The following is a 22,492-nucleotide window of genomic DNA, read 5'->3' as shown; positions in this document are numbered from 1 at the left end:
CGCGCGGGTGGTCCCCGCCCTTGCGCGGGCCGAACCAGAGGCGGAGGCATTCCTCGGGGTCCTCGCAGGCGAGGAACCGGTCGAGCGCCGCGGCGGGGGCATCCCCGCCGCGGCCAAGGACGGCATCGACGATGCGAAGCCGCAGGCCGGCTTCGCCCGTCGCGCCATCGCCGCCGGAGGCGTGTCCCGCAGCGATGGCGTCGTCTTCATGCATCGGGGCCTCAGCCCATCTGCGGGATGCGCGCGACGAGGCGCATGGAGGCGGTCAGCTCTTCCATCTGCAGCCACGGACGCAGGTAGGCGACGGCGTTGTAGGCGCCCGGCGAACCGGGGATCTCCTTCACCGTGACCTGGGCCTCGGCCAGCGGATACTGCGCCTTCATCTCGGCGCTCGCATCCGGATTGCCGTTGACGAAGCCGCGGATCCAGTTGTTGAGCCAGTTCTCGCAATCGCTGACTTCCAGGAAGGAGCCGATCTTGTCGCGGCCCATGACCTTGAGATAGTGCGAGAAGCGCGACGTCGCCATGATGTAGGGCAGGCGCGCCGAGATCGCGGCGTTGGCCGTCGCGTCCGGCTTGTCGTACTTCTTCGGGCGCTGGGTGGTCTGCGCGCCGAAGAACACGGCATAGTCGGTGCTCTTGTAGTGGCAGAGCGGCAGGAAGCCGAGCTTGGAGAGTTCCGCCTCGCGGCGGTCGGTGATGCCGATTTCCGTCGGGCACTGCTGGTCGGCGTCGCCGTCATCGCTGGTGAAGGTGAAGGTCGGCAGGTTTTCCACCTTGCCGCCGCCTTCCGCGCCGCGGATGGCGACGCACCAGCCATGCTTGGAGAAGGCCGAGGTCAGGCGTTCGCCGAGCGCATAGGAGGCGTTCATCCAGGTGAAGTCTTCCGAATCCATCTTGGAGACGATGCCGTTGCCGTCGATCGGGGCTTCCTCGAACTTGAACTCCTCGATCTGCTTGCCCTGCGAGCCGTAGGGAACGCGGGCGAGGACGCGCGGCATGGTCAGCGTGACGAAGCGGCTGTCCTCGCTGTCGCGGAACCCGCGCCACTTGATGTATTCCGAGCTGTCGAAGATCTTCTCCAGGTCGCGCGGCTTGGAAAGCTCGGTGTAGCTTTCAAGGCCGAACATCTTCGGGCCGGCGGCCGAGATGAAGGGCGCGAAGGAGGCCGCCGCGACGTTCGACATGCCCTGCAGCACTTCGAGGTCTTCCGTGCCGGCGCCGAATTCGAAGTCGCCGATCAGCGCGCCGTAGGGCTCGCCGCCGGGCGTGCCGAACTCGTTCTCGTAGAGCTTCTTGAAGACCTGGCTCTGGTCGAACTCGACGGCCTTCGTCAGGTCCTTGTGCAGCTCCTTCTTCGACATGTTGAGAACGCGGATCTTCAGCGTGGAGCTGGTCTCCGAGTTCTTGACGAGGTAGTTGAGGCCGCGCCAGGAGCCTTCCAGCTTCTGGAAGTCCTCGTTGTGCATGATCGCGGTGAGCTGCTTGGAAAGCTTCTCGTCGATCGCGGCGATGGCCTTGTTGAAGGTCTGCGTCAGGTTCTTGCTGAAGGTGACGGTGCCCGAAAGGGCCTCCGAGGTCAGCGTGCGCAGGAGGTCCTGAATCTCGTCCGGCTCGGCCGTCTTGGTGACCTGGATGGCCTGGTCGAGAAGGCTCACGGAGCCGGTTTCTTCGGCGGCAGCGGCGCTGCCGGCTGCTTGGGTCTCGGCGCTCATGCCCTTACTCCTTCTCTGCGCCGAGCTCGCCGGCGAGGGCGGTCAGCTTGTCGGTGTTCTGCAGGACTTCTTCCAGAAGGCTTTCCAGCTCTTCCGAGCGGTCGACCTTCGACATCAGGTCGCGCAGCTTGTTGCGCACGGCCAGCAGCTTGCGCAGCGGTTCGACCTGCTCGACGATGGCGCCGGGCTCGAAGTCGTCCATCGACTTGAACTTCAGCGAGACCGGCAGGAGCGACTCGTCGCCGGCCAGCGTGTTCTCCACCTTGAATTCCGCGCCGGGCGTCATGCGCTGCATCACGTCGTCGAAATTGTCGCGGTCGATCTGGGTGAACTTGCGATCGCGCAGCGGCTTCTGCGGCTCGTAGGACTTGCCCGAGAAGTCGCCGATCACGCCGACGACGAAGGGCAGCTCCTTGCGCACCTGCGCGCCTTCCGTCTCCACGTCGTAGGTGATGTGAACGCGCGGCGCACGCACTCTCTTCAGTTTCTGTTGAACGCTTTCTGCCATGACGGCCCCCTCTTCAAGCGGTGGATCTACTGCAACTCGTTATCAGTAACCTTGTGACTGCTCCGGCGGCTTGATGCCCGCCGCAAGCAGGATGCGCTGCAGGTGGGACGGGTCCTCGACCAGCTCCAGCAGCAGTTCCGGCAGGCTCATGCGCGCGCGCCGGACGGCGTCGTCGAGCGTGTACGACATGGGCGAATGCGGCTCGGTCTTGCGGAAATAGGAGGCGATGCGGGACAATTCCGCCAGCGCCTCCTCGCGCGACTGGTAGCCTTCGATCTTCCGCACGACGACGGTGGCTTCCCCCGTCGCGCGTGCACCGGCTTCGCCCACGTCTGCCGGGTCGTCGGCGGCGGTGTCCTCGCTGCCGGAAGAATAGTTCGCCACCGCCAGCTTGTCAGCGGCGAAATGGGCGATCGAGCGGGAAATCTCCTCCAGGAGCTCGCGCAGCGCCGAGACGGGCGGGGCGTCGACGCCGGCCACCGCATCGAAGGCCGCCGACATTTCCGCAAGGGCGGCGAGCGTCTCCTGGATGGCGGCCTGGGTGTCGGCGAAGAAGGAGGGCGGCGTATCGGCCACGCTCTCCATGAACTGTTCCATGGTCACCGCGCCGTTGTCGATCCGCTCCTGGCGGCGGCCGGGGTCGGTGACCTTGGCAAGGTCGGTCGCCTGCTCGTAGTTCCACAGCGAGAAGCTGGCCTGCGAGCCGCGCGTGATCTGCACGAGGCGGATCGGCTGGATGAGCGTGCCGACCGCGCCCGACCCGTTGAGGCCGGCGACGGCGGACACCTTGCCCTCCACGCCGTCCTCGTCGAGCTCGGGAAAGCAGGTCTCCCAGAAGCCCGTGACGAGGCCCGTCATCGCCTTCAGGCCGTCGCGCAGGCCGAGGAACCCGTCCTGCCGCAACAGCGCCTCGATCAGCCAGGCGGCGATTTCGAGGTCCTTGCCGTGGCTGCCGAGGATATCCGCCGCCGTCTCGGCGACCGTGTCCCATTCCTCCGGCGGCGCGCCGCCGATTTCGACGGTGGCCCGCTCGGCCGAGCGGGCGGCGTTGCGGGCGTCCTTGGTGCGGTAGTAGAGCGAGGTGGGCGAGCTGTCGGAACGCGGATCGACGCCGGCAGGCGCCTCCTCCGAGATCGGCTGGAGCAGAGCATCGATATCGATAACCTGCGGCAGAGCCATGGGTCTAGGTCCTTCCCTCGCGGGCTGATTGCGGAACATCCGGCGCCCGCCGCTTCCGCCGCACTTCAATCGGATACCGCTCTACGCGGGGCCTGCACAGAATGCTTAGCCCCAAATACTTAATTGATCTTGAAGCGAATCTCCCGATCGCGGGTCTTCGCCCCGAGCCCGCCGTCCCGCAAACCGCCACACGGTTTCGTGACGCGCGGCTCACGCTCCGTTCGCCCCCGCCGGCCGTTCGCCCGGCAACCAGCCGTTGCCGCCGTTGGCGATGCTCATCGCCCGGACGACCGCCGTCTCGAAACGGTCGACGAGCGTCGCCGCATCGCCGTTGGTGATCGATAGCAGGATGGACGCCCCCGCGCCGATCGGCCCCAGGCGCGGATCGGCCTCCGCATCGGGCATGCCCTCCGGCGCAAGGCTGCCGCCGGACCAGAACGCCGCCAGCGCGGCATAGGCCGCCGCTCCGGTGAACTTGGCCGATTCGGCGCATTCCATGCAAGAGCGGCGCCGGGCGTCGTCCGGCTCGTAGACCCAGGCCGCCGTCCGGTCGAGGCACAGCATCTCCAGCTCGGTCGGCACCGGGATATTGGTCCTCGCCACCACGTGGGCCCACCAGATCGCCTCGCGGATGGGCAGGGCGAAGGCGAGGAAGCGCACGGCGTCGCCGATGTTCTCCGCATCGACGAGCAGCGAGAGGAAGCCCTGCGGCGACAGGTCGGGCAGGAGGAAGGGGCGAGCCTCTGCGGACAGGTCCGCGCGGCTGCAGATTTCCCGCGCCGTCTGGGCCGTTACCTTGCGGAAGGCTTCCGTCTGGATCTTCACCGTCTGCCCTTCGTTCTTCCCGATTGCGGATGCAAGGCGCGCCTGCGCGCTTGCCGGAACCGCCCTAGTTTATCTTCACGATGCCGCCCTTGAGGATGGCCATGCCATCGCCCGCGACGTTGACGATCGGGCCCTTGACATCGGTCTTGGCCGTGCCCTCGATGGAGAGGGTGACGCCCTTGATGGTGATGCCGGCCGGGGTGATCTCCACCGTGCTGGTGCCGCATTTCAGCGTGATGCCCTGCATCGCCTCCAGCGTGATCTTGCCGGCGCTGGCCTTCGTCGTCTGGTTGCCCTTGGAAAGGGTGAGGCTGTCGTTGCCCATGGTGAGCGCCACGGTGCGCCCGCCCTTCTTGAGGGTCAGCTCGTCGTTGCCGGCGGACAGCGTGACGGTGCGGTTGCCCTTGTCGATATCGAGCGTCTCGTTGCCCGTCTCGATCTTTTCCGTCCGGTTGCCCTTCTTGATCGTCAGGCTTTCGTTGCCCTCGGTGATCTCGGTCGTGCGGTTGTTCTTGATCGTGCGCTTCTGGTCGTGGCCGACATCCAGCGTGTCGTCGTTCTCGACCTCGCGCAGGAAATCCTTCTCGGCATGGAAGGCGATTTTCTCCTCGCCCTTCTTGTCCTCGAAGGAAAGCTCGTTCGCATTGGCCGTCTGGCCGGATTTGCTGCTGCGGGTCAGAAGCCCGCTCTTCGTCATGTTGGCGGGCAGCGCCCAGGGCGGCATGTTGTCGGCATTGTAGACGGCGCCCGTCACGAGCGGCCGGTCCGGGTCGCCGTCGAGGAACTGCACCACCACCTCCATGCCGACGCGCGGCACGAAGACGGAGCCCCAGTTGTTGCCGGCGAGCGATTGCGCCACGCGCACGAAGCAGGAGCTCTTCTCGTTCTTCTTGCCGTAGCGGTCCCAATGGAACTGCACGCGGATGCGGCCGTATTTGTCGGTGTGGATCTCGTCGCCCGACGGGCCGACGACCAGCGCGGTCTGCGGACCCTGCACGACGGGCTTGGGCGCCGGCAGCGGATCGCGGGCGATGCGCGTCGCCGGCATCGAGGTGAAGGTGTTGCGGTAGTATGGCTTGGCCTCGGTTCCGGGCCGCTGGGCGAAATGCACGCGGTTGAAGGCCTCGTGATGCACCGTCGTCAGCACGATGCGGCGGTTCTCCGCGGCGACGGGATGGCCCTTCAGCGTGAAGGCGTGGCCGCTCGTGAAGCTGGCGCAGGTGCCCCCGCCCTCCGCCGTCTCGAAGCCGGCCTCGGCCGCGTCGATGGCGGCGGTGGCGAAGCGCTTCAGCGTGTCGGCCTTCACGGAGTTGCCGGGAAAGCGGTAGTGCTCCCACTTCTTGGCCGAGGCGGGCTGCTGGTTCGTCTTGCGCTCGCCCTCGATAGTGTTGGCGGGCTTCTCGAAGTCGTAGTCCTCGATGTGCCAGGTCGCGTCGGTGAGGTGCGCGGCCGTGTCGAAGGTGTGGATGCCGTCGACCGCCTCTTCCTGCCCCTGGCGGTATTCGACGGTGTCCTGCAGGCAGTCGGCATAGGCCGAGGCGTTGTCGGCCAGCACCAGCTTGTGCTCGCCGTCCTTGTGCTTGAAGAAATAGAAGATGCCCTCCTCGGCGAGGAGGCGCTGGAAGAAGTCGAAATCCGTCTCGCCGAACTGCACCCGGTATTCGCAGGTCTCGTAGCTGGCGCTCAGCTTCTTCTCGAAGGGCACGTCGCTGTCGGCCAGCAACTGCTCGATGATGGCGACGGCGGTCTTCTCCTGGAAGACCTTGTGGTCGGAGGTGCGCTTGAGGAGCCAGAGGCTGGGCGAGACGACGAGCGTGTAGAGCCGGTATTCGCTGCGCGTGAAGGCGCCGGCGGAAAAGGCGGTGACGATGCCGTTGACATAGCGGCGCTTGCCGCCGGGACGCGCCATGGAAAGCGTCACGCTCTTGCCGAGCAGGTCCTTCGGATCGATCGAGGTGCGGGTGGAAAGGGCGCTGACGGTGAATTCGAAGAGGCTGGAAATGCCTTCCGTGCCGCGCGCTTCCGTCGCGGCAAAGACGTCCTTTCCCAGAGGGGTCTCCAGGGTGATCCAGCGGTCCTCTTGAACTAGGGTCGTCGCCATGGGGTCTTGCTGCCCGAAGGATGCGCGCACGGCACGCATCGCCGTCTTGTGCCACAGGTCGGAGGCGCGCCGCGCACTCCCTCGAAGCTCGCGGCGCGGTCCCGCTCTTGCAGGCAGGCCGCGCCGCGAAGGCCGTTATGCCGGCATCAGATCTTCTTGCCCGTGGCCATGTTGTAGCCGACCACCGTCGGGCTCGCCGTCTTGTTCTTCGCGTCGAAGGAAGTGAACTTGAACTCGATCTTGGTGAAGTTGATCGAGATCGATTCGCTCGGGCGGTCGCCGCCCGAGGAGACGCTGTAGCCCGAGATGAGCGAATCGGTCAGCGTGTATTCGACATAGGTGTCGCCCGGGTCGCCGGTGTTGACGAGGTGGATTTCCACCTTCTTGCCCGCGGTGCCCGTCACCGATTCGGCGAACAGCGCCGTCGAGGAGCTGTCGAGCATCTTGGTGATGACGACTTCGCTGACGCTCGGCTGGCTGGATTCGCGGTTCGTGGTGGCGCCCGTCGGCGTGGAGATGCCGCGGCCGACGCCGAACTGCAGGGAATGCACCTCGATCCACTTCGTATGCTTCTCGTGCGTCGCTTCCCCGTCGATGCCTTCGTATTTCAAATAGACTGCCATAGTTAGCTCCCTTGGTATCCTGGTGAGATGTTGTCGATGCGCCGGGGCGGTCAGAACCCGCCCCGCATTGCCTTCATTGTGCTGCCACGAATTCCGTCGGTCGGTCCGGTTGCGCGACCGTATCGCCCGAAGGTTGCGCGTGGAATTCGAACTGGCCGTTTTCATCGAGCACGGCTTTCAGCCCGCCGATCTGCCCGCCCTCCGCCATGACGGCGAGAACATGGGAGGAAAGTCTCGGCAGGAGCCCACGCGAAAGGATGTACTCGATGTTTCGGGCGCCGCTTTCCACTTCCGTGCAGCGGCTGGCGATCTCCTCGACGAGCGTCTCGTCCCAGCTCAGCGCGGCATTGTAGTTCTCCGCGAAACGCTTGCGGATCCGGCCGAGCTGCAGGGTGACGATCTGACGGATCACGTCGTCGGAGAGCGGGAAATAGGGCACCACGGAGCAGCGGCCGAGGAAGGCCGGCTTGAAGCTCTTCAGGAGCTCCGGCCGGATCGCCTCCGTCAGCTCGGCCAGGTCCGGCCGCTTGGCGGGATCCGCATAGAGCTTGTGGATGAGGTCGGTGCCGGCATTCGAGGTCATGATGATGACCGTGTTCTTGAAGTCGATGTCGCGGCCTTCGCCGTCGCGCAGCATGCCCTTGTCGAACACCTGGTAGAACACGTCCTGCACGCCCGGATGGGCCTTTTCCATCTCGTCGAAGAGGATGACCGAATAGGGCCGGCGGCGCACGGCCTCCGTCAGGACGCCGCCTTCGCCGTAACCGACATAGCCGGGGGGCGAGCCGACGAGCATGGAGACCTTATGCTCCTCCTTGAATTCCGACATGTTGATGACGGTGAGGTTCTGCTCGCCGCCGTAGAGCAGGTCGGCCAGCGCCAGCGCCGTCTCGGTCTTGCCGACGCCCGAGGTGCCGACCATCAGGAACACGCCGATCGGCTTTCTCGGATCGAGCAGTTTTGCCCGCGAGGTGCGGATGGTCTCGGCGATCGCCTCCAGCGCATGGGACTGGCCGATGACGCGCTCGCGCAGCTTGTCGTTGAGGCCGAGGATCGTCTTGATCTCGTTGGAGACCATGCGGCCGACCGGGATGCCCGTCCAGTTGCCGACCACTTCGGCGATCGCCTGGCTGTCGACCGTCACCCGCATCAGGGGCGTCTCGCCCTGCAGCGCTTCCAGCTCCCCGGTGAGGGCGGCAAGCTCGCTCTTCATCTCCTCGGGGCTCTTTTCGCCCGGCTCGGCCTCGTCCGGCGCCGTCAGCGCGTCGTGCAGCGCACGGATGCGCGAGACGAGGTCCTGCTCGCGCTTCCACTGGTCCTCCAGCTTTTCCAGTTCCTCGGCAACGCGTACACGCTCCTCTTCGAGGTCCGCGATGCGGGTGGCGTGGTCCGCGCCGATCTTCGTCTCGCGGGCGAGCACGCCGAGGTCGACGTCGATCATCTCCACCCGGCGTCGGCGGTCCTCCACGGCGGCCGGAATGGCGTTGCTGGCGATGGCGACGCGCCCGCAGGCCGTGTCGAGCAGGCTCACCGCCTTGTCGGGCAGCTGGCGGCTCGGAATGTAGCGGCGCGACAGCCGGACCGCGTCCTCCACCGCCTCGGCAAGGACGCGCACGCCGTGGTGGCGCTCCAGCGTCGGGATGAGGCCGCGCATCATGGCGATGGCCGCCGTGTCGTCGGGCTCCTCGACCTTGACCACCTGGAAGCGGCGGGTCAGCGCCGGATCGCGCTCGAAATACTTCTTGTACTCCGCCCAGGTCGTGGCGGCGATCGTGCGCATCTCGCCGCGCGCCAGCGCGGGCTTGAGGAGGTTCGCCGCATCGTTCTGGCCGGCAGCGCCGCCCGCGCCGATCAGCGTGTGCGCCTCGTCGATGAACATGATGATCGGCTTGGCGGAGGCCTTCACCTCCTCGATCACCTTCTTCAGCCGGTTCTCGAACTCGCCCTTCATGCCGGCGCCCGCCTGCAGGAGGCCGAGATCGAGCGACAGGAGCTCGACGTCCTTGAGCGCGGACGGCACCTCGCCGGCGGCGATCTTCAGCGCGAAGCCCTCGACGACCGCCGTCTTGCCGACGCCGGCCTCGCCGGTCAGGATCGGGTTGTTCTGGCGGCGGCGGGTGAGGATGTCGACGATCTGGCGCGTCTCGGAATCGCGGCCGAGCACGGGATCGATCTTGCCTTCGCGCGCCCGTGCGGTGAGGTTGATCGTGTACTGGTCGAGCGCCGAGCCGCCGGCCGGCCCGGCCGGGGAGGCGGCGGGCGCCCCGCCGGACGTGGCCGCCTTGCCGCTGGCGGCGGCCGACTGGCCGGCCTCGCTGCTGCCCGAGACGATCTTCAGAAGGCTGGTCTTCAGTGTTTCGGCGTTGATGCGCGCAAAGAGCGGCGAGGCGTCGCGCGCCAGCGCCGAGAGCGAGTCGTCGCCGAGCAGGCTGACGAGCAGATAGCCGCTGCGGATCGAGCTGTCGCCATATTGCAGCGAGCCGTAGATCCAGGCTTCCCGCACCCACTTGACCACGTTGGGGGTGAGCGCCGGCGAGCGGCTGTTGCCGGTCTTCAGCCGGTCGAGCACCTTGGTGAGGTCGGCCGCCAGCCGCCCCGTGTCGATCTCGAAATGCCGCAGGATGGCGGCGACGTCGTTGTCCGTCGCCTCCACCAGCTTCGTCAGCCAGTGCTCGATCTCCACATTGTAATGGGTCCTGGACAATGTCAGCCCGACGGCGCCTTCGAGCGACGAACGGCAATGCGCGTTCAGTCGCCCTACCAGTGATTGCAGATCCACGTTCAGCAAAGCAGCCCCCCAGCTCATGCCACGCCGAACCCCGGCAAACCCCCGGTTCAGCGCAAAAGGATGATTAGAATCAATTCTCGTAAGACAAAACGGTTACCAACTCTAAAACCTAGTACGCGTAAAAGTCTACCACCCTCTTCTTCTCACCCGGAGAGTGCGGCGTCGACATTCGGATAGATTGGAAACAGCCTTAAGAAACCGCTCATCTCGAAGACCAGGCGAATGCGGCTGTTGAGGCCGGCCAGCGCCATGCCGCCGCCTGCCGCGCGGATCTTCTTGGCCGCGGACAGGAAGGCGGAAAGCCCGGTGCTGCTGATATAGTCGAGATTTGTCAGGTCTATGACGAGGTTGACGTCGCCCCTGTCGATGACGGCGGAAAGATGCCTGTCGAAGACGGGAGAGGTCTGGCTGTCGATCCTGCCGCTGGGAGAAACGACGAGCTTGCCTCCCTGCCGGGCTTCGGCGATGTTCATGATGATATTGACCTCGGGCTTACTGTTGATCACTCTGGCGCTTCGCCGGACGGCGTCGGATGCGGGCGATGATTTCAGAAAGTTGCACGACTTGCCAGAACGTTTTTTGACACTTCTCGGTGTGCCGGCGTGATGCGGGAAGACCGGGTTTCCGATACCGCGCTCGTCGCGCATCTGCGCACCTCGCTCCTGCCGCAGCGTTTTCCCGTGCGCCGCGAGGCCGAACTGGAGGGCGGGGCGGGCGAAGCGGGCGACGCCGTCTGCTTCTACGATCACCATTGGCCGGCGCCCTCGGTGCTTTCGGCGAGCGCCGTGCGGGTGGCGGGCGGCGATCTCGCCGCCGCCCTGCGCGCGGCCGGCATCCGCCAGCTGCTGCGCGCCCTCGTTTCCACGGCGGGAAGCGCGCGCGAGGCGCTTGCCGCGCTCGCCGGGCGGGTCGACACGACCGGCCTCGACATCGGCCTCCTCGTCCTCGACGTGGTCACCGGCAGGGCGTCGGGCGCGGCCTGCGGCAAGGCCGCGGCGGTTCTTCCCCGGGCGGACGGCGCCGGCGAGACGGTCCTTGCGGCCGGCGATATCCTCTGGCTTTCGGCCGGCGACGTCGCCGCGTCCCCCGCCGGGGCGGCCGCCCCGCTGGAGGGCATCGCCGCGCTGGTGCGCGGCCGGGTCGGCGGGGAACGGCCGGGCGCGGCCTGCGCGCTGCTGTTCAAGGCGCGCGGCCGGCTTGCGCGCGAAACCGCCTTTTCCATCGGCAACACCCATGGCGACATCCAGATGGCGGCGCAGAAGGTGCGGCGCTTCCTGGAGATGCACGGCGCCGGCGAGGCCGACGTCACCGGCATCGACGTGGCGCTCGACGAGATCCTCACCAATGTGGTGAACTACGGCTTCGAGGACGGCGAGGCGCACGAGATCGTCCTCGCCCTGTCGATCGCCTCGGGCCTCCTGACGATCGAGGTGCAGGACGACGGGCGGCCCTTCGATCCGCTCGGCATTCCCGCGCCCGATATCGAGGCGGACCTGGAGAGCCGGCAGATCGGCGGGCTCGGAATGCATTTCGTGCGCACGCTGCTTGACAGGGTCACCTACAGCCGCCGTAATGGCTGGAACGTGTTGAAACTGGAAAAGCACCTCGTCGAAGAGGCGGAGAAGGCCTTGTGAACGCCGCACGCATGGGAGACCTGGTCAAGCAGGACGCGCCGCATTGCCACGCGCCGATCCACCCTGCCGCGCTCGTGCCGACGCCCGTGCCGCATCCCGCCCTGCCGCTCGCCATCATCGGCGGCCTGCCGACCGTGATGATCGGCAACATGCCGGCCGCGCGCGTGACGGACATGACCATCCTCTGCTCGCTGCCCACCTGCGTGCCGGGCGGGCCGGGCATGATCTCCAAGGGCTCCTCCACCGTTCTGATCGGCGGCCTGCCGGCCGCCAGGGTCAACGACCTGACGCTGCACGCGGTCTGCGTGGCGCCGATCCCCAGCCCCGTCGGCAAGATCCTGCCGCCCGGCTGCCCGACCGTGATGATCGGCGGCTGAGGTGCGGCTTTCCCATTTCGAGAGGCTGCGGCCGGTCTGCCCGCTCTGCCGCCTGAACGGGCTGGAGGGCCGGCTGAGGCTCACCACCGTGGAGGCGGAGGCGGGGGACGATGTGGCGAGCGGCATCCTGTCCTGCGAACTGTGCGGCTCGGAATTTCCCATCCTCGACGGCATGCCGGTCATCGTGCCGGAGGTGCGCCGCTTCGTGCAGGACAACCTCTTCTACCTGATGGCCCGCAGCGACCTGACGCCGGCCGTCGAGAGCCTGCTCGGCGACGCGGCGGGGCCGGGCAGCGGCCTCGAATCGATTCGCCAGCACGTCTCCTCCTATGCGTGGGACCATTGGGGGGACCGCGATCCCGTCGCCCCCGCCCCGGTGCCGGGCGGCGGCGTGCCGGGCGCGGTTTCGCGCAACCTCGCCCAGGCCCTCGACATGCTGGAGGGCAACCTGCCCGACGGCCCGGTGCTCGACATCGGCTGCGCGGCGGGGCGCACGGTCACGGATGCGGCCGAGCGGCTCGGCCGCGACGTGCTCGGCATCGACCTTTCCGTGCCGCTGGCGCGCTGCGGCCGGCAGGCGGTGGTCGGCGGGCGCATCGACTACGGTCTGCGCCGCATCGGCCTCGTCTACGACCGGCGGTCCTACGCCCTCGGCCATGCGGCCGGCTCGCGCGGCGACGTCTGGCTCTGCGATGCGCTGGCGCTGCCGTTTTCGGCCGGCACCTTCGCGCTCGCCATCGGCATGAACGTCGTCGACTGCATGCGCGATCCGCGCGCCGGGCTCGTCGAGATCAGCCGCGTGCTCGCCGACGACGGCCGCGCGGTGCTGTCCGTGCCGTTCGACTGGGCGGGGCAGGTGACGCCGGTGGAGGCCTGGCTCGGCGGCCATTCGCAGCGCTCCGTCCATGCCGGCAGCCCCGAGGCCATCCTGGACCTCCTCCTGTCCGAGGGGCCGCTGGCGGCCGGCACGCTTCGGCGCGCCGGCGTGCCCGCCGAGGCGCCGTGGCACGTAAGGTTGCACGATCGTTCCTGCATGTATTATTCCGCTTATCTGGTGGCCGCGCGCAAGACGGTGGGGTAACATTCGCGCGTGCCAGCGATTCCGTGATTCTTGGATCAGGCGGAAAATCCGGATCGTCAGCGGGGGTGGACAATGCGACTGCGACTTGTACTCAAGGGGCCGGAGCGGCTGATGGCCGGCCCGCGGGAGAAGACCGTCGAGACGGGCGCCGTCGTCATCGGGCGCTCCGCCGAGGCCGACTGGGTGCTCGCCGATCCCGAGCGCATCGTCTCCAAGCGCCATTGCCGCATCGAGCGGCAGGCCGGCGGCTTCCTCCTCACCGACATGTCCACCAACGGCGTCCTGGTCAACGGCGTTCCGCTGGCGCGCGAGGCCTCCCGCATGCTGGTCGACAGGGACGTGCTGACGCTCGGCGACGCGGTCATCGCGGTTGCGGTCGAGACGGAGGCGCCGGCCGTGGCGGCCGATGCCGTTCCGGCCGCCGGCGCCGACGATCCCTTCGCCGAAGGCCCGTTCGGCTTCGACGACCTTGCCGAGCAGGCCGTCAAGGTCGCCATCCTGCCGGACGCGGCGCCGGAGAATGCTCGGGACAAGGTTGAAGTTCTACAGGATTGGTGGATTCCCGATGCGGCCGGCCGGCGTGGCGAGCCGAATCCTGTGGATATCTCCGGAGGCATGGGCAATGCCTCGAATGCAAATACCAATGCGGCGGGCGAGACGGTAGCCTCGTCCGGGGCGGAAGCGAATCTCGTTGCAGCGGCAATAGGGCTGGATGCGGCGACGGTCGCAAAGGCTGTTGAAGCGTCGATGTCGGTCTTGTCTGTGGACGAAAAACGTAGGTTCGAGGAGCGGTTGCGCGATCTTCTTCGCAAGGAGAAGGCAGGTTGACGAGTGGACTTCATCCGGTGCGGTGGCGGCTGGCCGGGTTGCGCGCGGTGTTCGCGCGCCCTTTCGCCCTTCTGTGCCTGGGTCTCGTCGCCGTTTCGCTTGCCGGTTGCGGCATCCTCGGCGACAAGAAGCCGCCGCCGAAGGAGATCGAGATCAAGCCGGCGCCGGTCGATGCCAGCCTCGACGTCATCGCGGTCGCCTCGCCCCTCGTCAATCCGGGGCCGGACGGCATGCCGCAGCCGGTGGTGATGCGGCTCTACCAGTTGAACGGCGAGACGGCATTCGCCAATGCCAGCTTCCGCCAGCTCTGGGAGACGGACGCCGAGACGCTGGGGCCCACCATGCTGGGCAAGACGGAGCTTTATTTCGCACCCGGTGAGGTGCAGCGGGTCAAGGCGAACCTGATCGAGGGAACCACGATCATTGCCGTGGTGGTCGGGTTTCGCAATTTCGAGGAGGCCAAGTGGCGGGCCATGGTCGGGCTCCAGGGGGACAAGAAGTTCAAGCTCAAGGCGGAGCTGAAGACGCTGTCCATCGAACTGGGGCCGCAGGACTGAGCACGTCGTGGCGTGGCGGCAAGGCCGGTGCGACGCGGGCAGGGCCCGCGCCGCCGGCGTAAGGAAGGGTGTGGATGTCGTTCGATGACAAGGTGATCTGGTCGGAGGGGATGTTTATCCGTGCCCAGCACTTCCAGCAGGAAGCGCGCCATGTCGAGCGCCAGCTGAGGGCCCGCACCCGGGCGCTCGTCCCCTATGGCTGGGGCCTGACCGAACTGCGCCTCAACCGCGAGCTCCTGTCGATCGGCCAGTTCGCCGTCGAGCGGGCGGCCGGCGTGTTTCCCGATGGAACGCCCTTCTCGCTGCCCGACGACGGCGTGCGCCTGCCGCCGCTGATGCTGGGCGAGAACGTGCGCAACGCCGTCATCTACCTCACCCTGCCGCTGACGGAGCCGGGCGGGCGCGAGGTGGCGGACGCGGAGGCCGAGCTGACCACGCGCTACACGCTCGCCGAGGTCGACGTGGCGGACGCCAACAGCTCCGATCTTTCCGCCGCGCCGATCAATGTCGGCAAGCTGCGCCTGCGCTACGGGCTGGAGACGAGCGACCGCAGCGGCCTCGTCGGCATCGGCCTTGCGCGCATCGTCGAGGTGCGCAGCGACAATTCCGTGGTGCTCGACGAGAGCTACGTGCCGCCGGCGATGGATTGCGCGGTCTCGCCCATCCTCTCCGGCCTCCTGACGGAGATCGTCGGCCTCACCAACCATCGCGGCGAGGCGATCGCCTCGCGCCTTGCCGGCACGAATGTCGGCACGGCCGCCGAGATCACCGACCTGATGATGCTGCAGACGATCAACCGCTGGCAGCCCGTCTTCACCCACATGGCCTCGGCCGCCTTCGTGCATCCCGAGCGGCTGTTCGTGGCGATGATCGGCCTTGCCGGCGAGCTGGCCACCTTCACCGCCGCCGGCCACCGGCCGCGCCCCTTCCCGCTCTACGACCACGAGCGCCTGCAGCTGTCCTTCGCGTCCGTCGCGGCGGCGGTGCGCCAGGCGCTCAACGCCGTGCTGGAGCGCAGCGCCATCACCATCCCGCTCATCGAGCACCGCTACGGCATCCGCGTCGCCGACGTGCCGGACCGCTCGATCTACGGCAAGTATTCCTTCATCCTGGCGGCCAAGGCCGACATGCCGGCCGACGCGCTGGTGCGCCGGCTGGTCGGGCAGATCAAGATCGGCGCGGCCGAGCAGATCACCGAGCTCGTCAATGCGGCGCTTCCCGGCATCATGCTGCGCGCCCTGCCGGTCGCCCCGCGCCAGATCCCCTATCACACGGGCAAGGCCTATTTCGAACTCGACCGCTCCAGCCCCAACTGGAAGCAGGTGGCGGCCGGCACCGGGCTTGCGATCCACGTCGCCGGCGATTTCCCGGCGCTCGAGCTCGACCTTTGGGCCGTGAAGGACTGAGGAGGCGGGCGTGAACGATCCATTTGCCGATTTCCCGAACGCCGACGACACGATCCGCAGGCCGCTGGGCGGCGTGCAGGCGCGGCCCGTCTCGGGCTTCGGCCAGGAAAGCCTGCCGCGCGGCGGCTTTTCCTCCGGCGACGGCGGCTTCTTCTCCGCCCGCTCCGGCGCGGAGGGGAACGACGATCTCGATTTCGGGCTCGATGCGCTGCCGGTCGAGCGCGCACGCCACCGCGGCGATCCGGCCATCGAGAAGGCCTTCGAGCTTGCCGCTGTGAACCCGCTGGTCGGCGCCGCCTCGCCGCTGCTCTGGCTTGCCGGCCGGCTCAACGAGAGCGCCGCGCCCGACGACATCGCCGAGTTCCGCCGCCGGGTGCTGGAGGAGATCCGCAACTTCGAGACGGCCGCCATGGCGCGCGACACGCCCGACCGGCTGGTACGCGTCTCGCGCTACGCGCTGTGCGCCGTCATCGACGACATCATCCTCAACACCCGCTGGGGCGCGACGACCGGCTGGGCGAGCCAGAGCCTCGTCTCCATCCTCTACAACGAGACCTGGGGCGGCGAGCGCTTCTACGACCTGCTCCAGCAGCTCCTGCAGCAGCCCGAGCAGAACATCGACGTGCTGGAACTGATGGCGATCTGCCTGTCCATCGGCTTCAGCGGCAAGTACCGCGTCATGGACGGCGGGCAGGGGCAGTTCGCGCGGCTCAGGCAGGACCTCTACCGCGTCATCCGCCGGGTGCGCGGCCCCTACGAGCGCAATCTCTCGCAGGTCTGGCAGAGCGCCGCCGCGCCGCACCGCGCCCCGCGCAGCATGGCCGCGCCCTGGGCGGCGGCGCTGGTGCTGCTGGCGCTGCTTGCCGTCGTCTGGGCCTTCTCCTCGATCAGCCTGCGCTCCAGCATGGAGGAGACGGCGACGCAGATCAGCGCGCTCGTCCCGGCCATCCCCCTGCTCGTCGAGCGCGCCGGCATCCCGACCATCCCCGACCCCGTGCCGCCGGTGCGCAAGACGCAGATCGAGCGGCTCACCGAGGCGCTCGCCGCCGAGATCGCCGACGGCCGCATCGAGGTCACGGGCATCGGCGACCGGGTGGCGATCCGCATGCTGAAGGCCTCCTTCCCCTCGGGCGGCACCGACCTGTCGCTTTCCGAGGAGCCGCTGATCACCAAGATTAGCGACGCGCTCGACGGGGAGAGCGGTGCCATCGTCGTCGTCGGCCACACCGACAACGTGCCGGTCGGCGCGGGAAGCCCGCTCGGCGACAACATGGCGGTCTCGCTCGCCCGGGCGCGCTCGGCCGCGCAGATGCTGCAGCGCCATGTCGACGATGCGGCGCGCGTCAGCTTCGAGGGGCGCGGCGCCAACGATCCGATCGTGTCCAACACGACGCGGGAGAACCGCGCCCGCAACCGGCGCGTCGAGTTCCAGATCCCGGCGGAAAAGACACCATGAGGCCATGGCTGCTCATCGTCTGGCTCATCGGACTTGCGGCGGCGCTCGCCGCGGGCTGGTATCTGGCCAAGCAGCCGCCCGTCGACAATCCCGACCTGAAGCTCCTCTTGCCGCTCCTGCCCGTCGTCGTCTGGGCGCTGCTGCCGGTGGTCTTCTCCCGCCTCTTCGTCCGGCGCGGCACGCCCGAGACGCCGGCGCTGCGCGACCTGCGCCGCCAGGTCTGCGCCTTCCTCGCCGACCGCGGCCTCAAGGGCGCGCGCGGGCGCTATTCGGTGCCGTTCTTCCTCGTCGTCGGTCCGGCGGGCAGCGGCAAGACCTGCCTGCTCGAAAGCTCCGAGATGCGCCTCGGCATGCCGAAGACGATCGGCCCGGCCAACTGGTGGGTCGGCCCGGAGGCCGTCTTCGTCGAGGCGCCGGTCTCCGAGGATGCGGGCGAACTGTTCCGCCTGCTGCGCGCCGTGCGGCCGAAGCTGCCGGTCAACGGCATCCTCCTCGTCGTCAGCCCGGCCGATCTGGTGCTCGCCGACCAGCTCGAGCAGCGCATGATCGCCGAGACGATCGCCACCTGGTTCCGCCAGGCCGACGAGACGCTCGACCAGACGCTGCCGGCCTATGTGCTCCTGTCGCGCACCGACCTCGTGCCCGGTTTCCAGGAGATCTTCGAGCGCATCGAGCCGGCCGACCGGGCGCAGCCCTGGGGCTTCGCCCTGCCCCATGACGGGAAGGAGGCCCGCAAGGAGGCCAAGACCGTCGAGGCGCTGCATGCGGAGATCGACGCCGGCTTCGGCGACATGGTGGAGACCATGCGGCGGCGCCATATCGAGCTCCTGTCGAAGGAGGCCGACGCGATCCGCTGCGTGCATATCCACGGCTTTTCCGCGCAGATCGCCGCGATCCAGCGCATCGTCATGCCGGTGGTCGACGCGATGATGCCGATGGGCAACGGCGCCTGGCGGGGCGTTCTGCTGCGCGGCATCTTCATGACCAGCGCGCGGCAGGAGATGCTGTCCATCGATGCCCTGCTGCCGGAACTGTCGCGCCGCTTCGCCATGCCCCGCAGCGGCATGCTGCCGCCCGATCTCGGCGTCGACGAGGAGCTGAACCACGGCTATTTCATCAGCGGCGCCGTGAAGAAGGCCATCGTGCCGGAGGCGGGCCTCGTGCTGAAGGAGCGCCGCCGCGCCGCCGCGCCCGCCCTCTACTGGCTGCCGCTCGCCCTTGCCCTCGTTCTCTGCGCGGCCGGCGGCTATGTCCTGTTCACCACCTTCGACCACGAGATCGGCCTGCGCCGCCAGGTGCAGGCGGCGATCGGCGATGCCGCGCCGCTCTCCGGCTCCGCCCGCCGGCAGGACCTGCCGCGCACGCTCGCCGCGCTGGAGCGGCTCGATGCGGTGGGCCTCGTGGTCGCCGCGCAGAAACCCGTGCCGGCCTATGCCTTCTGGCTCGACAAGCGCGACATGCTGAAGGACGGCCTTGCCGAGGCGAAGCGGGCGCTGCGCGTCAACGCGCTCGTGCCGCAGGTCGCCGCCTGGCTGGAGGCCGACCTCGTCGACGACGGGAACGATACGGCCGCGCTGAGCGGGCTGGTCGCGCTGGCCGATGCGGCGGGCGATCCCGCCTCGCCGGCGCTGCGCGCCTGGCTGGAGAAGCGTGCTCCGGCGCTGGCGGCTGACCATCCGGAGAAATTCGTCGCCGAGGCGCTGGAGGCGATCCGCCAGGCCGGCGGCCTTGCGATCGGCCGGGCCTATGTCGAGGCGGCGCGCCGGCGCATCGCCTATCGGGAAAGCCTGACGTGAGCGTGGGTGGGCGGATCCGCAAGCGTCTGCGCGTGCTGCGCCGCCCCGGCGTCGTCCTGACGCTCGTCGTCCTCTTCCTGGCGCTCGTCGTCTGGTTCATCGGCCCGCTCGTCGCCTTCGGCGACATCCGCCCGCTTGGCTCGGCCACCGTCCGCCTGGCGGTTCTCCTCCTCCTCGCGCTCGCCTGGGGCGGCATCGGCTTCCTGATGCGCACGAAGCGCTCCAGCGAGGAGGCCGCGCTGCTCGCCGCCCTGCGAAAGCAGGAGGAGGAGGCCGCGGCGAAAACCGACAAGGCGGAGGCCGTGGCCGAGGCCGAGATCGTGGCCTTCCGCGAGGCTGCCGGCCGGGCCATGGGCCTCCTGCGGCGCGGCCACGGCGACCTCTTCGTCAGCGCGCGCTACGCGCTGCCCTGGTACATGCTGCTCGGCGCCGACGGGGCGGGCAAGACCTCGCTGGTGCGCGCCAGCGGCCTGACGCTGCCCTTCGAGGGCGACGGCGCGGTGGAGGCCCCCTCCGCCCGCTTCCACATCAGCGACCAGGCGATGCTGGTGGAGTTTTCCGGCCGGCTCACCGGCAGCGAGGAGCCGCAGGCCCGCCAGCTCTGGCTCCAGGCGCTGCAGCATATCCGCAGCCTGCGGTCGCGCCAGCCGGTCAACGGCATCCTCGTCACGGTCAGCGTCGACGAGCTTCTGGCCATGCTGCCGGAAGAGGCGCTCGCCTATGCCACGGCCATCCGCCAGCGGCTCGACGAGGCGGTGCAGCGCCTGCGCGCCAACGCGCCCGTCTATATCGTCGTCACGAAGCTCGACCGGGTCGTCGGCTTCGAGGAGCTTTTCGAGGACCTGACGACGGAGGAGCGGGCGGCCGCCTTCGGCCTGCCGATCGCGCCCGATCTCGGCGGCGATGCGCGCGGGCCCGCCGAGGCGCTCGACAAGGGCTTTTCCGGCCTCGTCGAGCGGATCATGCAGCGCCAGTTCGTCTGCCTGCAGGAAGAGCCCGACGAGATGCGGCGCCGGCGGGCCTTCGAGTTCCCGGCGCAGTTCGCGCTCTTGCGCGAGCGCATCCAGCCCTTCGTGCAGCAGCTCGCCACCATGCACCGCTTCGGCACCGCCACGAACATGCGCGGCGTCTTCTTCGTCTCCTGCCGGCAGGACGGCGACAATGTCGATGCGCTGGCCGGCGCGCTCGCCCCGGTCTTCGGCCGCAGCGCGGCGGCGCTGTCGCTGGCGCCCGATCCGGGCATGCGGCGCGTGCGGCCCTTCTTCCTCTACGGGCTCTTCCGCAAGGCCATCCTGCCGGAGGCCGATCTCGGCGGGCTGACGCGGCCCGCGCTCGCGGCGGCGCGGTTCAAGGATCTTGCGATCAACGCCGTCCTGTGCCTTGCCGCCTTCGCGGCGCTCGCCTTCTGGTGGTTCGGCTTTTCCGACGGGCGCGCCTATGTGGCCGGCGTCACCGGCCAGACGACCGCGGCCCGCGACGAGATCGCCGAGGCGGTGCCGGGCGGCACGCTCTCCATGCGCTTCGAGCCGGTGCTGGCGGTGCTCGACCGGCTGTCAGCGCTCGCCGAGGCCGAGCCGCGCGGTGCCACCTTCGGCCTCTACAGTCCCGATCCGGTGCAGGGCGAGGCCCGCAAGGCCTATGACAAGGCGCTCGCCAACCTGTTCTTCCCCTTCGTCTGGCAATATCTGCGCCAGGGCCTCGAAAGCCCGGCCACGCCCGCCGCGCTGCGCTTCACCCAGTTGAAGTTCTACCTGATGCTGACCGGCGAGCGCCCGCCGGGCCGCGAGACGGCGGCGCTGCTCGGCCCGGATTTCGCGGCCAACTGGATGCTCTACGACCGCAGCGACGCGGTCGACCGGCGCATCGCCGAGCATTTCTCCGAGCTCGCCTCCGTTTCCATCCCCGCGCCGGCGGCCGATGCCGCGCTGGTCGAGAAGGCGCGGGCCGACATCACGAATTACAGCCTGGCGCGGCTTGCCTACGACCAGGCCCTGACGCTGCCCGCGGTGACGGCCATGGCGATGTGGCGCCCGGTCGACCATATGGGCCTTTCCGGCCCCGAGGCGCTGGCGCGGGTGAGCGGGGCGAGCTTCTTCGACGGCATCGAGGGCATCTACACCAAGAACGGCCTCGGCGTGATGCTGCGCGCCTCGGGCGAGGCGGCGGGCGCGCTGGCGGACGACCTCTGGGTCATGGGCCGGCCCGACACGGCGCTCGACCGCGAGCGCGAGACGGGCCGCATCCGCGACGGCCTCGCCGATCTCTACCGCGTCGCCTATATGAGCCGCTGGGACAGCCTGCTGGCCGATCTCGGCATCGCCGGCGAGACCGATGCGCGCCGGCTGGCCGATGCCGTGGCCATCGTCGCGGGCAATCCCTCGCCGGCGCGCGAGCTCTTCACCGCCATCGCCGCGGAGGTGGACCTTGCGGACCTGTCGACGAGTGCGGCGAGCGCCGTCGAGGCGCTGGCGGCCGAGCGGCTTTCGCAGGTGACCAAGACGGTGCGCGCGCCGCGCCGCGTCGTCAACGTGCCGCAGTCGGTCAGCGATCATTTCAAGGCCTTCCGCCTGGCCGTCGTGCCGGCGGCGGAAGGCCAGCAGTCGCCCGTCGACGACATGCTGGCCGCGCTGGAGCCGCTCTACCGCCAGCTCAACCATGTGGCGGCCGGCGGCGACGTGCTGGAACTCGGCGCCGAGCCGCAGACGGTCCTCAGCCAGCTCACCGCCCGCAACGGCAAGCTGCCGCCGAGCCTCCAGCCCTTCTTCGCCCGCATCCTCACCCAGGTGGGCGCGGTGACGGGCGGCAGCTCGCGCGAGCGGTTGAAGGAGATCTGGACCTCGACCATCCTGCCGCTGTGCACCGCCACCACCGCCGGCCGCTATCCCTTCGACCGGGACAGCATCAACGACGCCTCGCTCGACGACTTCTCCCGCCTGCTCGGCCCGCAGGGCGCCATCGCCGGGTTCCGCGACACCTACCTGAAACCCTATATCGACCGGACGACGAAGCCCTGGCGCTGGAAGAGCGGCCAGCAATTCGGCCTCGGCTTCCCCGATGAGGTGCTCGCCGCCTTCGAGAAGGCCGACGACATCACGACGGTCTTCTTCGCCGGGCAGGAGAAGCCGAATGTCGATTTCACCGTGGAGGTCGGCAAATTGGACATGACGGCCCGCGCCTTCCTCCTCGATATCGGCGGCAAGGTGGCGAGCTACACGCACGGCCCGCCCGCCGGCACGCAATATCTCTGGCCGCCGGAGAACCTGGTGGCGGGCGCCTCCATGTCGATGACGCCGGAGGTCGCCGGCCAGCGCAACATCCTGACGGAGCAGGGCGCCTGGGCGCTCTTCCGGCTCTTCGACCAGGGCCGCAAGATCGAGAAGAACCCGACGGACGTCGTCACCTACCAGTTCCGCCTCGGCAGCCGCGCCGTGCTGATGCGCCTTACCGCCCCCGCCACGCGCAATCCCTTCGCGCGCGACGTCCTCTCGCCCTTCGCATGCCCGACGCTATGAGGACGGGCGCATCCCACCCCGCCGTTGCGCGCCGTCCCGTCCTTGACAGCCCGCGACAATCCACGCCAATCTCGGTGCAACCATCGCGATATGCCCGTTTCTCATC

General features: G+C 68.6%; 18 protein-coding genes. 9 read left to right on the top strand and 9 right to left on the bottom strand.

What is annotated here, in order from left to right; translation table 11 throughout:
* From AB3G45_RS27995 to AB3G45_RS27955, 9 genes are all read right to left on the bottom strand, one after another.
* A partial coding sequence (locus AB3G45_RS27995; protein WP_367833803.1) for a hypothetical protein occupies positions 1-214 on the bottom strand: 214 nt, incomplete at its 3' end.
* 7 nt (positions 215-221) lie between these two features.
* Positions 222-1,715 carry a type VI secretion system contractile sheath large subunit gene (tssC, locus tag AB3G45_RS27990; protein ID WP_367833802.1) on the bottom strand — a complete coding sequence of 498 codons (1,494 nt, stop codon included), beginning with the start codon at positions 1,713-1,715 and terminating at the stop codon, positions 222-224.
* 4 nt (positions 1,716-1,719) lie between these two features.
* A complete protein-coding gene (gene tssB, locus AB3G45_RS27985) occupies positions 1,720-2,223 on the bottom strand; it encodes a type VI secretion system contractile sheath small subunit (protein ID WP_367833801.1) in 504 nt (167 codons plus the stop codon).
* Between the two features lie 42 nt (positions 2,224-2,265).
* A complete protein-coding gene (gene tssA, locus AB3G45_RS27980) occupies positions 2,266-3,402 on the bottom strand; it encodes a type VI secretion system protein TssA (protein ID WP_367833800.1) in 1,137 nt (378 codons plus the stop codon).
* A gap of 210 nt (positions 3,403-3,612) precedes the next feature.
* A complete protein-coding gene (locus tag AB3G45_RS27975) occupies positions 3,613-4,227 on the bottom strand; it encodes a hypothetical protein (RefSeq protein WP_367833799.1) in 615 nt (204 codons plus the stop codon).
* 64 nt (positions 4,228-4,291) lie between these two features.
* Positions 4,292-6,328 carry a type VI secretion system Vgr family protein gene (locus tag AB3G45_RS27970; RefSeq protein ID WP_367833798.1) on the bottom strand — a complete coding sequence of 679 codons (2,037 nt, stop codon included), beginning with the start codon at positions 6,326-6,328 and terminating at the stop codon, positions 4,292-4,294.
* Between the two features lie 146 nt (positions 6,329-6,474).
* The gene (locus AB3G45_RS27965; RefSeq protein ID WP_367833797.1) at positions 6,475-6,951 is read right to left on the bottom strand and encodes an Hcp family type VI secretion system effector; all 477 of its coding nucleotides are present in this window, start codon (positions 6,949-6,951) and stop codon (positions 6,475-6,477) included.
* 73 nt (positions 6,952-7,024) lie between these two features.
* Complete coding sequence (gene tssH / locus AB3G45_RS27960) at positions 7,025-9,730, bottom strand: type VI secretion system ATPase TssH (RefSeq protein WP_367833807.1); 2,706 nt, start codon at positions 9,728-9,730, stop codon at positions 7,025-7,027.
* Between the two features lie 152 nt (positions 9,731-9,882).
* Complete coding sequence (locus AB3G45_RS27955; protein ID WP_367833796.1) at positions 9,883-10,245, bottom strand: STAS domain-containing protein; 363 nt, start codon at positions 10,243-10,245, stop codon at positions 9,883-9,885.
* A 99-nt stretch (positions 10,246-10,344) separates the two neighbouring features.
* Here AB3G45_RS27955 and AB3G45_RS27950 point away from each other — a divergent pair, with 99 nt between their 5' ends.
* The 9 genes from AB3G45_RS27950 to tssM all read left to right on the top strand — a co-directional run bounded on the left by AB3G45_RS27950 (position 10,345) and on the right by tssM (position 22,386).
* A complete protein-coding gene (locus tag AB3G45_RS27950) occupies positions 10,345-11,373 on the top strand; it encodes an ATP-binding protein (protein ID WP_367833806.1) in 1,029 nt (342 codons plus the stop codon).
* A complete protein-coding gene (locus AB3G45_RS27945) occupies positions 11,370-11,750 on the top strand; it encodes a PAAR domain-containing protein (protein ID WP_367833795.1) in 381 nt (126 codons plus the stop codon). The genes AB3G45_RS27950 and AB3G45_RS27945 overlap by 4 nt, the downstream gene beginning before the upstream one ends.
* A gap of 1 nt (position 11,751) precedes the next feature.
* Positions 11,752-12,831, top strand: a complete 1,080-nt coding sequence (locus AB3G45_RS27940; protein ID WP_367833794.1) for a class I SAM-dependent methyltransferase — start codon at positions 11,752-11,754, stop codon at positions 12,829-12,831.
* A gap of 72 nt (positions 12,832-12,903) precedes the next feature.
* Positions 12,904-13,659: an FHA domain-containing protein gene (locus AB3G45_RS27935; protein ID WP_367833793.1), complete on the top strand. Its 756-nt coding sequence runs from the start codon at positions 12,904-12,906 to the stop codon at positions 13,657-13,659.
* Positions 13,656-14,216 (top strand): type VI secretion system lipoprotein TssJ, encoded by a 561-nt coding sequence (gene tssJ / locus AB3G45_RS27930; RefSeq protein ID WP_367833792.1) that lies wholly within the window; start codon positions 13,656-13,658, stop codon positions 14,214-14,216. The genes AB3G45_RS27935 and tssJ overlap by 4 nt, the downstream gene beginning before the upstream one ends.
* Positions 14,217-14,290: 74 nt before the next feature.
* The gene (gene tssK / locus AB3G45_RS27925) at positions 14,291-15,622 is read left to right on the top strand and encodes a type VI secretion system baseplate subunit TssK (protein WP_367833791.1); all 1,332 of its coding nucleotides are present in this window, start codon (positions 14,291-14,293) and stop codon (positions 15,620-15,622) included.
* A gap of 10 nt (positions 15,623-15,632) precedes the next feature.
* Positions 15,633-17,078, top strand: coding sequence for a type IVB secretion system protein IcmH/DotU (icmH, locus tag AB3G45_RS27920; RefSeq protein ID WP_367833790.1), 1,446 nt, complete (start codon positions 15,633-15,635; stop codon positions 17,076-17,078).
* Positions 17,075-18,874 (top strand): type VI secretion protein IcmF/TssM N-terminal domain-containing protein, encoded by a 1,800-nt coding sequence (locus AB3G45_RS27915; RefSeq protein WP_367833789.1) that lies wholly within the window; start codon positions 17,075-17,077, stop codon positions 18,872-18,874. Before icmH ends, AB3G45_RS27915 begins: the two co-directional genes overlap by 4 nt.
* Entirely contained in the window at positions 18,871-22,386 is a 3,516-nt protein-coding gene (gene tssM, locus AB3G45_RS27910) for a type VI secretion system membrane subunit TssM (RefSeq protein ID WP_367833788.1), read from the top strand. Before AB3G45_RS27915 ends, tssM begins: the two co-directional genes overlap by 4 nt.
* The last annotated feature ends 106 nt before the right edge of the window (positions 22,387-22,492 follow it).

The organism is Shinella sp. S4-D37 (genome assembly GCF_040812195.1).
In the GTDB taxonomy this organism is placed as follows: Bacteria; Pseudomonadota; Alphaproteobacteria; order Rhizobiales; family Rhizobiaceae; genus Shinella.
Note: the sequence above shows the minus strand (reverse complement) of the source record. Positions and strands in the feature narration are given on the sequence as shown.